The organism is Pseudomonas floridensis (genome assembly GCF_002087235.1).
GTDB classification, from domain to species: Bacteria; Pseudomonadota; Gammaproteobacteria; order Pseudomonadales; family Pseudomonadaceae; genus Aquipseudomonas; species Aquipseudomonas floridensis.
This window is the reverse complement of the sequence record NZ_MUIO01000039.1, coordinates 21,847-35,609: the sequence shown is the minus strand read 5'-3', so window position 1 is coordinate 35,609 and position 13,763 is coordinate 21,847. Positions and strand designations below refer to the sequence as shown.

The following is a 13,763-nucleotide window of genomic DNA, read 5'->3' as shown; positions in this document are numbered from 1 at the left end:
TTGAGCGATGTCGTCTGGATACGTTGAGCCGGCTCAAACGCCATCGGCCTGGAACTGCTTCTGCAACTCGACCAGCGCCGCAGATGCCGGGGTGATTTGGTTGCGGGTCTGGGCCTCGATCAGCCAACCGCTGCGATGCAGCTCTTTGATGATGGGGTCGAGTCTGGCCTGCGTATCGCTTTCGCCACGCCGGGTCCAGATCACCGAAGGCGCCGGGTTGAGTTCCGGCTCGAGGGCGCGATAGCCCTGCCACTCCGTCGTGTCGGCGATCAGCGGATTGATCAGCGTGGCGTCGTGCACAGCCGCAACGCAGTTGTTTCCACGCAACGCCAGCAAGGATTCGGAAGAGCTCTTGAACGCCTTGATTTCGGCGCCCAGGCTGGTCAGCGACTTGACGTAGCTGCTGCCCTGAGAGGTGCAGACCGGCTGGTTTTTCAGGTCTTCCCAGCGGGTGATCTTGCTGCCCTTCAATACTGCGGCAGTGCCACCGACGCGATAGAACGGTGTGGGCACAAACCCAAGAGTTTCGCCGCGTTCAGCGGTCCATTCCATGTTGGCGATCAGCAGATCGACTTTGCCTTGTTGCAGGAATTGCACGCGGTTGGCGGGCAGTACCGGCACCAGTTGCACCTCGGCTTTAAGTTGCCGACCGAGCTCTTCGGCAAGGTCCACGTTGAATCCACGGGGTTTCTGGCTGACCGGATCAATGCCGCCAAACGGGCCACCAGACAACAGCACGCCAACCACCAACACGTGGCGCTGTTGGATCTTGTCCAGCGTCGCATCAGCCTGAGCCGCCGTGATACCGGACAGTGAAATCAAAGCGCCCAACAGGGCGGGTAAAAATCGTTTGACGGGTGAGCGCTCAAGCAACATGGATTTTCCCTCATGGAAGATCGGCGTACCCCGACCTGATGAGTGGCATCCTAGGTACCGCATTCGGGCAACGGAAATGCAAATATCTAATATCGTTATAACTTGCATGCAAAGTGTTTCGGAGAAAGCCCTCATCTCTCCGTATTTACAGGGCGTTAAGGCACACCAGAAAAACTTACTTCTTAAAAAACATAAAACTATGTAATGTTTAAATTCGCACCCTTGATGTAAAAACTGCCATGTCGACCCTTGATCTCGAATTACTGCGCACCTTCATTGCTGTCGTCGATCACCACAGTTTTGCCGAGGCCGGCGCCCACCTGGACCGCACGCAGTCGTCGGTCACCCAGCATATGCAGCGTCTGGAACAGCAGGTCGGCGTGAGCCTGTTCGAAAAACGCGGGCGGCAAAAGCAGCTCACGGAAGCGGGCCAGCAATTGCTGAGGCATGCGCGGCAGATGCTTTCACTCAACGACGACGCACTCAACTCGCTGCGCGAAAGCAGCTTGAGCGGCGTGCTGCGTATCGGCTCGCCCCATGACATCGCCGACACCATTCTGCCGCCACTGCTCAGCCACATCGCCCGGTCTGCACCCCGTCTGCGCCTGGAGATCGATGTCGGGCGCAGCCCTTTTTTGATGGACGATCTGCATCGGGGCAAGGTGGACATGGTGATTTCTACACGCCAGGACCCGGACCTCGAAGGCTTCGCCCTGCGCACCTCGCCGGTATGGTGGATTTGCTCGGCGCAGTACATTCACACCCCCGGCGAGCCTTTGCCACTGATTCTGGTGGATGAACCGAGCATTTATCGTCGTTATGCACTGCAAGCTCTGGAACAGGCGAACATCCCCTGGCGCCAGGCGTACCTTGCGTCAAACCTGATCGGCATCAAGGCAGCGACGCGCGCCGGTTTGGGGGTAACGCCGAGAAGCATGGAAATGCTCGGGCCAGACATGCGGGTGCTGGGAGAAAGCGATGGCTTGCCCCTGATGCCGGACGTCACCTACCACCTCTGGATTCGACCCAACACCCTCAACCCTCTGGTGCGTCGGGCTTATGAGCTGATACGCAGCAGTCGCGGGCATTGATGATCAAAAACGGTCGGCAGCACTCGGGTTACGACTGTCTTGCAAAGATTGAACAGGACTAGACCAGTTCGGCCAATGAGGCGGGATTGAATCCACCGAGAAGTGCGAACTCCCCTTTTTCCACTTTGCTGACCCAGTTCTGGTCGCTCAGCAGAACGCGACCGACCGCGATCAAATCAAACTCCTCACGCTCCATGCGCTCGACCAGCCGTTCCAGACTCGCAGGGGCTGAACCCTGGCCAGCGAAGGCGTGGGTCACGTCGTTATCCAGACCGACAGACCCGACCGCGATGGTGGCCGCACCGGTCACTTTCTTGGCCCAGCCGGCGCAGCTCAACCCGTTCTCGCCATCGATTTCCGGGACCTCAGGTTCCCAGAAGCGTCGCTGCGAGCAATGTAGAACGTCCCCCCCCGCCTCTACCAACGGCAGCAGCCAGTCTTCCATCAGTGCAGGCGTTTCGGCGAGGCGCACGGTGAAGTCCTGTTGCTTCCACTGACTGACACGCATGATGACGGGGAAGTCGGGGCCGACCGCATGCCGAACGGCAGACACGATTTCTGCGGCGAAACGCGAGCGCTCTTTGATCGTCGGGCCACCGTAGCGATCGGTGCGCTGATTGGTGCCCGCCCAGAAGAACTGATCGATCAGATAACCATGAGCCCCGTGGACCTCGACTGTGTCGAAACCAAGACGTTTGGCATCCGCCGCCGCCTTGGCAAACGCAGCCACGGTATCTGCAATGTCCTCTTCGCTCATCGCCCTGCCGCGCGGATCGTGTGGCGAGTCCAGGCCCGATGGGCTTTCAACCGGTGCATCGGGCTCCCAGCCGCTGGCGTCACGCACAGCACCGGTGTGCCAGAGTTGCGGCCCCATACGGCCGCCAGCGCTGTGAACGGAATCGATCACATTCTTCCAGCCCGCCAGCGCGGCCTCGCCATGAAAAAAGGGAATACCGGGACCATTGCGCGAAGCGGGACGATCAACGACAGTCCCCTCCGACAGGATCAACCCGACCCGTCCCTCGGCACGACGCCGATAGTACGCAGCGTTGCCCTCGCCCGGGATGCCCTGCGGCGAAAATTGCCTCGTCATTGGCGCCATGACAATCCGGTTTTTCAGTTCAAGCGATCGGATCGAAAACGGACGAAATAAAGTACTGGTATCTGGGTACGACATTGGATGGACTTCCTTTGCTTTCGGAAGCCATATAAGTATATTTTGTAAACCAAATGTCAATTAGGCACCTGGAGTCGCCCAGGTATATACGAGGAAACTTCGATGCTGGAATTAAAGCCGCAATGTTTTTCGTCGGAGTGCCCTAGCCGGGCGCTGTTCGATCAAATCGCAGACAAATGGTCAATGATGGTTATGGCGGTACTTGATGACGGGCCGCATCGTTTCAATGCCATCAAACGCCGTCTTGAAGGTGTCACTCAAAAGGCGCTCACCCAATGCCTGCGAAGGCTTGAACGCAATGGCCTGGTTTCGCGCAAGGTCATTTCGTTCTCGCCCGTGGCCGTCCAGTATGAAATCACTCAGCTGGGCCGCACACTCCAGCAACCGTTTCGCGAACTGCATAAATGGACGCTTGATAAATTGCCTGAAGTTGAATCGGCCCGATTGAAGTTCGATCAGGCCTCAGACGTGAACGCATGACATAAACGTCCAACCCGACCATCACGTCATGTACCGATAGGACGGGCGAATGTCTCGCCTGTGGCACCGGCTGAAGACAGGTTTACGACTGACTGCAATACGCCACAGTACTACCAGGCCAGCAGATGCAGATCGGCAGGCGGCTTGATCGCATGTTCAATGACTGCGTTTCGCGAGAATCTCGACGTTTTCGAAAAATCGCTGCGGTCATTACCTGGCATTCACATTTGAAACTTACGCGACAGGCTGCTGACCATGAGAACACTCAAACATCCGGAAGCCCGAGAGTTCGTTCTTGAGCGTGTTCTCTATGCCCTGAGCGACCCGGTACGTCTGGAGATCATTCACCATCTCGCAGACGTGGCCGAAGCGACCTGCGGAGAGTTGGACGGAGGCCGCCCCAAATCAAGCGCGTCTCACCACTTCAGGGTTCTGCGGGATGCGGGATTGATGCGCACTCGTACCTTGGGTACGACCCATATGAATTCCCTTCGCAGGGATGAGCTTGAAATGCGCTTTCCAGGGCTGCTCGATTCCATACTCAGGCACTTCACGCCACCAGACTGTCACACAGGATAATCGTTTTGTAAGCCATGTGAGAACGCACGCCTGACGGGCTATGGCTCACCAAGAAAAAGACCCATCATCAGACCGCTGACCCGACAGTTGCCTTGAAAAACACGCTCGACTGCACTTTGTTCAATAGGGGTTCACCCTCAGGACATGATTCTGATCATGGCCTCTATTCTCAACAGGAGATGCGAACATGGCGTATGTCACTACGCAGGACGATGTCGAGATCTTTTACAAAGACTGGGGGCCAGCTGACGCCCCAGTGATTTTCTTTCATCACGGATGGCCACTCAGTGCGGACGACTGGGATGCCCAGATGCTGTTTTTCCTGGAGCACGGCTATCGGGTCATTGCACACGACCGTCGCGGGCACGGCCGATCCAGCCAGGTGTGGGACGGGCATGACATGGATCACTACGCAGATGATGTCGCCGCCGTGGTCGACCATCTCGGGATAGACAGCGCAGTCCATGTGGGGCACTCCACCGGCGGCGGCGAGGTGATCCGCTACATTGCTCGTCACGGCGAAGATCGGGTTTCGAAGGCGGTCATCATCAGCGCTGTGCCGCCACTTATGGTCCAGACCCCGGACAACCCGGGCGGCCTGCCGAAGTCGGTTTTCGATGACTTTCAGGAACAGGTCAAGAGCCATCGTGCACAGTTCTATCACGACATCCCGGCCGGGCCGTTTTACGGTTACAACCGCCCCGGAGCAACGCCCTCCGAGGGCATTATCCTGAACTGGTGGCGACAAGGCATGATGGGCTGCGCCAAGGCGCATCACGATGGAATCGTGGCCTTTTCCCAGACTGATTTTACCGACGATCTGAAAAGCATCACGATTCCGGTACTGGTGATGCACGGGAATGATGATCAGATTGTGCCCTATGAAGACTCCGGGCCGCTGTCAGCCGGGCTGTTGCAGCAAGGCACCCTGAAAACATACGCGGGCTACCCGCACGGAATGCCTACCACCAATGCCGAGACCATCAACGCAGACTTGCTGGCTTTCTTGAGGGGTTAGGCATATGCAGGGGCAGGTGCGGGACCTGCCCCTGCTCAAGAACTCTTGCGGTCAAACCCGTCACCAAGGCCACCTGTGGTTGCTGGCAGATTATCTGCTCGCCCTGAATGATCATCACTGATCAAACACTCAACAACCGCTTCGTCGTCGCCATCGAGGTGTTCAAGGACTGGCCGGTACGCTGCAGTTTGTTCAGCAGGCTCGCGCCCAGCCACAACTGGTAAAGGGTTTCTGCCAGTTGACGGGCTTCCCCGCCGGGCAGGCTTTTCTCGGATTGCCCCTGCTCGATACAGGCCGCAATACGCGACACCACCCGTTCAGTGCCATCGCGCAAGGTGATGCGCATGGTCTCGGACAGGTCAGCCACCTCGGCACTGAGCTTGACGACCAGGCATTCGTCGCCATTGCCGTCCGGCACGCAGCGGTCCTGCCAGCCTTGCCAGTAATCGAGCAATCGCTGGTAAGCGCTCAGTCCCGGCAGCGTCAGACGACGTTCCATGTCAGCGAGATAGCCGACGAAGTAGTCCTCGAGCAGCGCCTGACCGTACAACTCCTTGGACTTGAAGTAGTGATAAAACGAGCCCTTGGGCACGCCTGCGGTTTGCAGGATTTCATTCAGCCCGACACTGGTGAAACCGCGCTCGGCCATCATCCGGTGGCCGGTGTCGAGCAGGTGTTGGCGGGTGCTGTCGTAGGTCGGTTTCATGGGGCAAATTACCAGGCAATAGACCAGTCGTATTCGAAGGCCCGAGAGTTTGCCACATCCTGCCTTGGAAAACCCTAGACAAAAAAAATATAGACGACTGGTCTAATTGGAACCATACTGCGCCCCGTCAACCTTTCCCATGGGTGCCAACGACACGCAAATACGGTGCGTATCGATTGCGCCTCTTCACATTCAAGGGTGCGCTATGAAAATCTTGATGGTCCTGACTTCACACGATCAGCTTGGCAACACCGGCAAGAAAACCGGCTTCTGGCTGGAAGAATTCGCCGCTCCCTATTACGCCTTCAAGGATGCTGGAGCGGACGTCACATTGGTGTCGCCAGCCGGTGGCCAGCCTCCGCTGGACCCAAAAAGTGACGAGCCTGACGCTCAGACGGCCGAAACCGATCGCTTGCGCAATGACTCGGCCGCACAACGGGCGTTGGCCAACACCGGACGTCTGGCAGAGGTCCGCGCTGATGACTTCGATGCGGTGTTCTACCCGGGTGGCCACGGCCCGCTGTGGGACCTGGCTGAAGACAAGCATTCGATTGCACTGATCCAGGCCTTTGATCGCAGCAACAAGCCGCATGGTTTTGTCTGCCATGCACCGGGCGCTTTGCGTCATGTGGTTTCGGCTGATGGCAAGCCGCTGATTCAGCACCGTGAAGTGACCGGTTTCACCAACGCTGAAGAAGCTGCGGTCGGTCTGACCGATGTGGTGCCGTTCCTGATCGAGGATGAGTTTCAACGCCTCGGCGGCCGTTACTCCAAAGTTGCCGACTGGCAGGTTCATGTGGTTACTGATGGCCAGTTGGTCACCGGCCAGAACCCTGCCAGTTCTGCAGCGGTCGCTGAAAAGCTGCTGAAAATGCTTGGCTGATCCCGCGCCCTCTTCCGTAGCCGCTCATGAAACCGTGTGTCTGCCGCACGGTTTTATTTTTACCAGCTTACTAGTTGACTGGTCTATTCAGATCAATATTCAAGGTACACCGATGAACAACAGCAGTTTTTTCACCCCCGTCACACTGGGCTCTCACACCCTGAAGAACCGTGTTGTCCTGCCGCCGCTGACCCGCCAACGCAGCACGCAGCCGGGCAATATCGCCAACGAACTTATGGCCGAGTATTACCAACAGCGTGCCGGTGCCGGTCTGCTGGTCACTGAAGGCACGCAGATCGAACCACGCGGTCAGGGTTATGCGTGGACACCAGGCATTCATACCGCAGAGCAGATCGCCGGCTGGCGCAAAGTCACCGAAGCGGTGCACGCCAAAAACGGCGTGATTTTCGCTCAGCTGTGGCACGTTGGCCGCGTATCCCACACCGCTTTGCAACCCAATGGCGAGGCCCCGGTATCGGCCTCTGCCGTCGCCACCGACCGGGTCAGTGTCTTCATCGAAACGGCCCCGGGCGCAGGCGAACTGGTTCCACCTTCCGCTCCGCGAGCGCTGAGCACCGATGAAGTTCAGGAGCTGATCCAGCTGTACATTCAAGCTGCGCGCAATGCCATGCAAGCAGGATTCGATGGTATCGAACTGCACTGCGCCAACGGCTATCTGGTCAACCAATTCATCTCCGCGCACAGCAACCTGCGTACCGACCAATACGGCGGATCGCTGCAAAACCGTCTGCGCTTTCTGCGCGAAGTGGTGGCGGGTGTTGCCGAATGCATCGGCAAGGAAAAAGTCGGCGTGCGCTTTGCACCGTTGTTCACCACCACTGACGAAGCACGGACCTACCTGGGTATGGTCGAGGAAGATCCGCACACCACGTACATCGAGGCCATCAAGGTGCTTCAAGACGTGGGCATCGCCTACCTGTCCATCGCCGAAGCCGACTGGGACAATGCCCCGGCGATGCCGGAAACCTTCCGCCGCGCAGTGCGCGACACCTTCAAGGGCGCGATCATCTACGCGGGTCGCTACAACGCAGACTCCGGCGCGAAACTGCTCGACTCGGGCCTGGCGGACCTGGTGGCCTTCGGTCGCCCGTTCATGGCCAACCCCGACCTGCCTGCACGCATCAAAAATGACTGGCCGTTGAATGAGCTGAACCCGGCAACTGTCTATGGCGGCAATGCCGAGGGGTACACGGACTACCCTCTGTATCGCGATTGACGGGCTGAGTTGATTGGATAGATGAGCGCTCCCGGATGTTGGGGCGCTCTTTTCGATCATGTCTAGGCTCGCAATCCCGGAAATCGCAATCCTTCAAAGCGAGGATCTATCGTTAACCATCTCCCGGAAACCTGGCGCTTCAAACGCTGGATACTCGTAAAATCCCGAACCCGACTAATCTGGCGCCCACGTCAACCCGATCAAGCGTTCCCCACCATTTGCCACAGCGATGCGCCCACTCCGGTAATACTCTCCCCTGCAATGAGCCCCGCCGCTGCCGTAATTGCAAAGCGTTCGGTCAGGCTCGCCCAGCGGCAGCTCACCAGCCAGGTCAGGATCGCGCCTAGCGCCATCATCATTGACACCGACGCGGGCAACACAAACGCCAGACCCAGTGCTGCGGTGCTGGGCAGAAACCTGGCGCGGCGCGCAGGCAGCACGCTGTCGAGAATCCCCAGCAACAGGCCGGCCAGGCCGCCAATGAAAATCGCCCAACGAATGCTGGTCGATAACGATTCCAGACCATGAGTCAGGGTTTGCGCCACGGCTTTCCAGGTGGCGACCGCGGGTGCCGGCCATTCTTCGGTGAGCAGCATGCTCTGCGGATCGGGGATCAGCGCCAGGTACGCGAATACGCCGACGATGCTGCCGACGAAAATTCCCAGCGTCTGCGCGATCAGCTGTTTGCGCGGCGTTGCGCCAATGGCCTTACCGACTTTGAAGTCGTTCATGAGATCAGTGCACTGCCCTGCTGATCCGCCCGCCGTGTTGGCGCTCATCAGGTTGATCGGCACCTGCCCCGGCGCGACGATGCCGAAGCTCAATTGGGACAACTGACCGATGGCACCGATAGGCGGAATCCCCGTCGCGCCCACCACCCGGGCGGCAACGGCGGCCAGACAAATCGCCAGCGGAATGGTCAGCAGCGCCATCCATAGATTGATGCCGAACAGCATGCCCTGAAGACTGACCACCAAAACGATTGCCAGCAGAAAACCGGCGGCAGGACCGATTTTGGGGAACGCCCACCGCGTCCCGCCTCCGTCCTTGTTGGCGCGATACAACGACCACAGACGAATCGCCAGCGAAGCCAGCGTCGAGCAGACCATCAGGCTCACGCCCGGCCATAACAACCACTCCACCAGCGCGGCGAATTGGGGACCGCTGCTGTCGGGCGCAAGGCTCACCAGGCCCTGCTCCAGCAGCCAGGGCGCCAGCCCGCCCCACGCCAGCACGGCGCCGAGCAGCAACGTGAGGCCGACCCGAATCCCGATGATCGCGCCAAACCCGACCAGCAGCAGCGACGGATCGGCGGTGAACGTCAGGCGCTCCAGTTGAGCAGTCGGTGACCAGCGCGGCAATGCCCACATGAAGGTGTCGACCCACTTGACCGAGGCCGACAGCAATGCAGCGCTCAGCAGCACTTTCAGGCGCGTCGCCGCCTCATGGCCGTGGTTGTAGATGTGCAGGAGGGTTTCCAGCGTGGCCATGCCTTCGGGAAATTTCAGTGCTTTGTCGTTCAGCAGTGAGGGACGTAAATACCAGGCGATCCAGATGCCCAGAAAGCTCACCGAAAACACCCAGGCGATCATCGGAATGGCGTCCAGTTGCTGCCCGGTCAGTAACGTATAAGCAGGGATCGGCGCGACCAGGCCGCCGGAAATGATCGAGGCCGCCGCCGACGCCACGGTCTGGTTGATATTACTTTCGTGCAACGTCCAGGGCTGTTGCCCGGTCCCGCGCCGGCTCAGGCCTTGCCAGATGCCATAACCGATCAACAGCGCAATGATCGACATGTTGAACGACCAGCCGATCTTGAGTCCGGCGTACACATTGGAGGGGGTCAGAAGGATACCGAGCACGATTCCGGTGATGACAGCCCGCAGACTGAGTTCGCGCTCGACAGGTCCGGCCAGCGGAATCGATGGCGAGAGCGGTGACGGAGCTTGAGGCATGCGAATTCCTTATCAGCAATGAGACAGCGCGATCACTAGGCACAACAGGCTTGTAAGAAAAGTTGGCGAACGAAGGTCAGGCAAGGCAATAACAGGCAAGAAAGCGGACTCTACGTGTTGTAAATGAGCATTCCGAACCTGTTTTCAACGCATAACCGAGCGCAGCCACTTTTCGTACAGAGCCTGATAAGTGAGCGCTGTATTGGCGCAAGGTTCACCTCTGGGAGGACAGCTGCTGTGCAAGTTCCAGAAAGCTTTCGGCCTCCCAGTCCCACTCTTGGGCGTAATCGGCGTCAGGCGCAGCTGCTCCGGCGTACTCCATCGGCCGCCGGACAAAAGCCGTCATCAGCCCGCAGTCTCTGGCTGCAGCCAGGTCGCTGTGGTGGCACGCCACCAGGCACAGTTGCTGCGGTTTCAGACCAAGCGCTTCGACCGTCGTGAGGTAGGCAGCCGGGTCCGGCTTGTAGGTTTGCGCCAGTTCGGCCCCCAGCAGCGCGTCCCATTGCAAACCGTTGTAGCGGTTCATGGCAACCATCAGCGCCACGTTGGCGTTGGACAAGGTCACCACCGGGAAGCGCTGGCGCAGCCGCACAAGCCCTTCAGGCACATCGGGCCATGGATCCAGACGACGCCAGGCATGCGCCAGCCGCCACAACGTGTCAGGCGCTATCTGGCTGACGTCCAGGCCGTGGTCGGTCAGCAACTGTTGCAGCGTCTCGTGATGCAGGGTGTCCAGCACGACGAACCCTCGCATGCCGCTGGCGCACTCCCGCATGGCCGGGGCATATAGCTTGCGCCACTGCAAGGCGAACTCCGCCGGGCTGACCGAGGGCAGGTAATCGCAGAGAAAGGTTTGCGTTTCACGCACCATGCCCGCATGCCAGTCAACGACCGTACCGAAGACGTCAAACGCCAGAGCTTGTGGAAGCGTCATTGGGTTCCTCCTCAGGTTGCTGTCGGGAACCACTGTAGTGAGTAAATGCCACTCTGGCGAACGCACATCGCACCTGACCCGGATCGGATGTCATCCGGGCTGGTGCGATGCCCGAACCTGTGCAGGTGATTTGTTTTCGAGTTTCAAGGTCTTGCGGATCGCCGAGTCCAGAAAACCCGCCGGTGCAAAGCGACGCATGAATTGCAGTTGGCTCGCCGCCTTGCCAGCGGTGTAGCGCAGTTTCGGACGCTCGGCGCGGGCGGCCTTGAGGATGACCTCGGCGACGACCTCTGGACCATCGGCGTTCATCATGGCTGTGTTGACCACTTTCGCGACGCTTGTTCGTACCTCCTGATAGAGGTCAAGCTTGGCATCGGCCTCGAGGTTGTTGGTCTCGAACCGGGTCTTGGTATAACCGGGCTCGATGACCGTGACCCTGATGCCTTGGGTGCGCAATTCATGATCCAGCGCCTCGGAATAACCTTCCACGGCATGCTTGCTCGCGGCATAAAGCGCCACATAAGGCACCGGCACGACGCCCAGAATGGAGCCGATATTGATGATCCGGCCCCCACCCTGGTGCCGCATGTGCGGAACGACCGCGCGGGTAGTGCGCAGGATGCCCATGAAGTTGGTATCGAACACGGCCTTGGCCTGTTCGATTGAACTCTCCTCGGCTGCGGCGGGTGCCAAACCGAATCCGGCGTTGTTGACCAACAGGTCGATACGCCCTTCCAGCTTCAGCAATTCCTTGATGGCGGCTTCGACAGATGAATCGTCAGTGACATCCAGCGCCAGCAACGGGAAGTTTCGCTGAGCGCCCTGCGCGCCTTTACGGCTGGTTCCGTACACGATGTAACCGGCTGCAACCAGCCTGTTGGCAGTGGCTTCGCCGATGCCGGAAGAAGCTCCGGTTACCAGCGCTACGGGCTTATTGATCGTCATGGGATGTTCCTTCGCAGGTCGACAGACTGAAAAATGAATGCAGCAATGATGATGCTCATAATCATTGCCGTCAACATTTTTGATGTTGACCAACATCAAAACATATCTTTTCGCATCGCCCCCCACAGGCAAGACATCTTCAGCCGTTATCCGCCGCCACCGCCGGAATTCGTCGCAGCACATCGTCATACGGTGCAAGGTCAAGAAACGCAGTGGCCTCGATGGCCTTGCCGTCGCGCATCAGGAAGATCCAGGCGTAGCTGTTGCGGTAAGCCTGCCCGTCACGCGCCACGCCGACGCCGTCCCATTGAATGATGACGTGATCGCCATCGGCCCAGACCCGCTTACTGACCGGTTTTACCGGGCTGGACAAGCGCGAGACAAAGGGTCGCACCGCTTGCTCGACGAATGAATCGATACCGCGATAGACACCTGCGCTCGGGCCCGAGCCCTTGATCGTCCAGATCACGTCCGGCCATAGCATGTCGCTGAAAAACGTCGTGCCTCCGGCAGCCCATCGATCAAAGGCCTCGGTGACCCGTTGCTTGTTACCCACTTCGGTATCGACCGTGCCAGCAGTGGCCATGTGCGGCAGCAGCCCGATGCCGACCATGGTCACCACGGCCAGCGCGCTTGAACGCAGGGTGTGCAGGATTGACGGAATCATGCCGTGAACTCCTTCAGTCTTCTTGACTGGCAAAGCGGCCCGCCGCCGATAAGCGGGCCTTGCTGGATAGAGGTGATGCACGTCTTTACGTCCGATGTTGCAGTGAAGCGCCACCGAAGATCAGTTGCTGCACCATCGGCCGCGACACGAAGCGTGCCGGGAAGATCGGCTCAGGCGCACTGGCCTGATCCAGCCGTGCGATTTGCTCGTCCGCAAGCTGGATATCGAGCGCCCCAAGATTGTCCAGCGCCTGCGCGAGGGTTCTGGCACCCATGACCGGAGCGACCACAGCCGGATTGAGCAGTGCCCAGGCCAGCGCCACCTGTGAAGCGGTCGCACCGGTTTCCCGGGCGATATCGCCCACCACGCTGGCGATGTTCAGTGATCGCTCGGTCATGTGCCCCGACGAACTGATCACGCCCTTGCGGGTAGCGGACACTCCCGCTTCGCTGGCCTGCTGCAAATCCTCGTGGCTGTACTTGCCGGTCAGAATGCCACCGCCCAAGGGTGACCACGGCAGCACACCCAGGCCCATGGCATTGGCCATCGGGATCAGCTCGTGTTCGACGCTGCGCTCCACCAGGCTGTATTCGATCTGCAACGCGACCAGCGGCGACCAGCCTCGCAAGGTGGCCAGTGTCTGCATTTCGGCGACTTTCCATGCCGGTGTGTTGCAGATGCCGAGATAGAGCACTTTGCCCGAGCGCACCAGATCGTCCAGCGCGCGCATGACCTCGTCGGCTGAGGTGGTGAAATCCCAGGCGTGCAGATACAGCAGGTCAATGCGGTCGGTGTCGAGCTGTGTCAGGCTGGTCTCGACCGAGCGCATCAGGTTGAAACGATGATTGCCACCTGAATTGGGGTTTCCCGGATCGCGGGCCATAGTGTATTTGGTCGACACCACCAGGCGTTCGCGCTTGCCCTTGAGAAACTGACCCAGAATGCGCTCCGACTGGCCATTGGTGTAGTTGACGGCGGTGTCGATGAAGTTACCGCCCTTGTCGACGTATGCATCGAAGATGTGTCGCGCCTGATCCTGCGCGGCGCCCCATCCCCAATCGGCACCAAAGGTCATGGTGCCGAGGGCCAGTGGCGAGACGCGCATACCTGATCGTCCGAGCAGACGGTAGTGGTCGAGAGCGAGTGCAGCGGGCATGATGGCCTCCTTACAGACATGAGATTCAGATGAACAGGAACTCAGTCTGCCGTGCGACC

Annotated in this window: 14 protein-coding genes; 6 read left to right on the top strand and 8 right to left on the bottom strand. The window is 59.1% G+C overall.

What is annotated here, in order from left to right; genetic code table 11:
* Window positions 1–33 precede the first annotated feature (33 nt).
* Window positions 34–876, bottom strand: coding sequence for a transporter substrate-binding domain-containing protein (locus BZK31_RS11650; RefSeq protein ID WP_083182800.1), 843 nt, complete (start codon window positions 874–876; stop codon window positions 34–36).
* Window positions 877–1,115: 239 nt separating this feature from the next.
* Here BZK31_RS11650 and BZK31_RS11645 point away from each other — a divergent pair, with 239 nt between their 5' ends.
* Window positions 1,116–1,967, top strand: a complete 852-nt coding sequence (locus BZK31_RS11645) for a LysR substrate-binding domain-containing protein (protein ID WP_083182799.1) — start codon at window positions 1,116–1,118, stop codon at window positions 1,965–1,967.
* Between the two features lie 58 nt (window positions 1,968–2,025).
* Here the strand turns inward: BZK31_RS11645 and BZK31_RS11640 are convergent, their stop codons facing one another.
* Complete coding sequence (locus BZK31_RS11640; protein ID WP_083182798.1) at window positions 2,026–3,144, bottom strand: NADH:flavin oxidoreductase; 1,119 nt, start codon at window positions 3,142–3,144, stop codon at window positions 2,026–2,028.
* Window positions 3,145–3,246: 102 nt separating this feature from the next.
* Here BZK31_RS11640 and BZK31_RS11635 point away from each other — a divergent pair, with 102 nt between their 5' ends.
* The 3 genes from BZK31_RS11635 to BZK31_RS11625 all read left to right on the top strand — a co-directional run bounded on the left by BZK31_RS11635 (window position 3,247) and on the right by BZK31_RS11625 (window position 5,221).
* Window positions 3,247–3,624: a winged helix-turn-helix transcriptional regulator gene (locus tag BZK31_RS11635; RefSeq protein WP_083182797.1), complete on the top strand. Its 378-nt coding sequence runs from the start codon at window positions 3,247–3,249 to the stop codon at window positions 3,622–3,624.
* Window positions 3,625–3,879: 255 nt separating this feature from the next.
* Window positions 3,880–4,203 (top strand): ArsR/SmtB family transcription factor, encoded by a 324-nt coding sequence (locus BZK31_RS11630; RefSeq protein WP_083182796.1) that lies wholly within the window; start codon window positions 3,880–3,882, stop codon window positions 4,201–4,203.
* Between the two features lie 187 nt (window positions 4,204–4,390).
* Window positions 4,391–5,221: an alpha/beta fold hydrolase gene (locus BZK31_RS11625; RefSeq protein WP_083182795.1), complete on the top strand. Its 831-nt coding sequence runs from the start codon at window positions 4,391–4,393 to the stop codon at window positions 5,219–5,221.
* Between the two features lie 121 nt (window positions 5,222–5,342).
* Here the strand turns inward: BZK31_RS11625 and BZK31_RS11620 are convergent, their stop codons facing one another.
* Complete coding sequence (locus BZK31_RS11620) at window positions 5,343–5,927, bottom strand: TetR/AcrR family transcriptional regulator (RefSeq protein ID WP_083182794.1); 585 nt, start codon at window positions 5,925–5,927, stop codon at window positions 5,343–5,345.
* A 205-nt stretch (window positions 5,928–6,132) separates the two neighbouring features.
* On the opposite strand from BZK31_RS11620, the gene BZK31_RS11615 reads away from it, so the two are divergent.
* Complete coding sequence (locus BZK31_RS11615; RefSeq protein ID WP_083182793.1) at window positions 6,133–6,810, top strand: type 1 glutamine amidotransferase domain-containing protein; 678 nt, start codon at window positions 6,133–6,135, stop codon at window positions 6,808–6,810.
* A 112-nt stretch (window positions 6,811–6,922) separates the two neighbouring features.
* Complete coding sequence (locus BZK31_RS11610; RefSeq protein WP_083182792.1) at window positions 6,923–8,047, top strand: alkene reductase; 1,125 nt, start codon at window positions 6,923–6,925, stop codon at window positions 8,045–8,047.
* A gap of 200 nt (window positions 8,048–8,247) precedes the next feature.
* On the opposite strand, the gene BZK31_RS11605 is transcribed toward BZK31_RS11610, so the two are convergent.
* From BZK31_RS11605 to BZK31_RS11585, 5 genes are all read right to left on the bottom strand, one after another.
* The gene (locus BZK31_RS11605) at window positions 8,248–10,002 is read right to left on the bottom strand and encodes an OPT family oligopeptide transporter (protein ID WP_083182791.1); all 1,755 of its coding nucleotides are present in this window, start codon (window positions 10,000–10,002) and stop codon (window positions 8,248–8,250) included.
* 214 nt (window positions 10,003–10,216) lie between these two features.
* Window positions 10,217–10,936 (bottom strand): haloacid dehalogenase type II, encoded by a 720-nt coding sequence (locus tag BZK31_RS11600; protein ID WP_083182790.1) that lies wholly within the window; start codon window positions 10,934–10,936, stop codon window positions 10,217–10,219.
* A gap of 90 nt (window positions 10,937–11,026) precedes the next feature.
* Entirely contained in the window at window positions 11,027–11,881 is an 855-nt protein-coding gene (locus BZK31_RS11595) for an oxidoreductase (RefSeq protein WP_083182834.1), read from the bottom strand.
* A gap of 139 nt (window positions 11,882–12,020) precedes the next feature.
* Window positions 12,021–12,548, bottom strand: a complete 528-nt coding sequence (locus tag BZK31_RS11590; RefSeq protein ID WP_083182789.1) for a nuclear transport factor 2 family protein — start codon at window positions 12,546–12,548, stop codon at window positions 12,021–12,023.
* An 85-nt stretch (window positions 12,549–12,633) separates the two neighbouring features.
* Window positions 12,634–13,704, bottom strand: coding sequence for an aldo/keto reductase (locus BZK31_RS11585; RefSeq protein WP_083182788.1), 1,071 nt, complete (start codon window positions 13,702–13,704; stop codon window positions 12,634–12,636).
* Window positions 13,705–13,763: the final 59 nt, after the last annotated feature.

Excerpts from the sequence above, each read along its gene's own strand:
- BZK31_RS11650 (WP_083182800.1), bottom strand. The coding sequence starts at position 876 with ATGTTGCTTGAGCGCTCACCCGTCAAACGATTTTTACCCGCCCTGTTG.
- BZK31_RS11645 (WP_083182799.1), top strand. The coding sequence starts at position 1,116 with ATGTCGACCCTTGATCTCGAATTACTGCGCACCTTCATTGCTGTCGTC.
- BZK31_RS11640 (WP_083182798.1), bottom strand. The coding sequence starts at position 3,144 with ATGTCGTACCCAGATACCAGTACTTTATTTCGTCCGTTTTCGATCCGA.
- BZK31_RS11635 (WP_083182797.1), top strand. The coding sequence starts at position 3,247 with ATGCTGGAATTAAAGCCGCAATGTTTTTCGTCGGAGTGCCCTAGCCGG.
- BZK31_RS11630 (WP_083182796.1), top strand. The coding sequence starts at position 3,880 with ATGAGAACACTCAAACATCCGGAAGCCCGAGAGTTCGTTCTTGAGCGT.
- BZK31_RS11625 (WP_083182795.1), top strand. The coding sequence starts at position 4,391 with ATGGCGTATGTCACTACGCAGGACGATGTCGAGATCTTTTACAAAGAC.
- BZK31_RS11620 (WP_083182794.1), bottom strand. The coding sequence starts at position 5,927 with ATGAAACCGACCTACGACAGCACCCGCCAACACCTGCTCGACACCGGC.
- BZK31_RS11615 (WP_083182793.1), top strand. The coding sequence starts at position 6,133 with ATGAAAATCTTGATGGTCCTGACTTCACACGATCAGCTTGGCAACACC.
- BZK31_RS11610 (WP_083182792.1), top strand. The coding sequence starts at position 6,923 with ATGAACAACAGCAGTTTTTTCACCCCCGTCACACTGGGCTCTCACACC.
- BZK31_RS11605 (WP_083182791.1), bottom strand. The coding sequence starts at position 10,002 with ATGCCTCAAGCTCCGTCACCGCTCTCGCCATCGATTCCGCTGGCCGGA.
- BZK31_RS11600 (WP_083182790.1), bottom strand. The coding sequence starts at position 10,936 with ATGACGCTTCCACAAGCTCTGGCGTTTGACGTCTTCGGTACGGTCGTT.
- BZK31_RS11595 (WP_083182834.1), bottom strand. The coding sequence starts at position 11,881 with ATGACGATCAATAAGCCCGTAGCGCTGGTAACCGGAGCTTCTTCCGGC.
- BZK31_RS11590 (WP_083182789.1), bottom strand. The coding sequence starts at position 12,548 with ATGATTCCGTCAATCCTGCACACCCTGCGTTCAAGCGCGCTGGCCGTG.
- BZK31_RS11585 (WP_083182788.1), bottom strand. The coding sequence starts at position 13,704 with ATGCCCGCTGCACTCGCTCTCGACCACTACCGTCTGCTCGGACGATCA.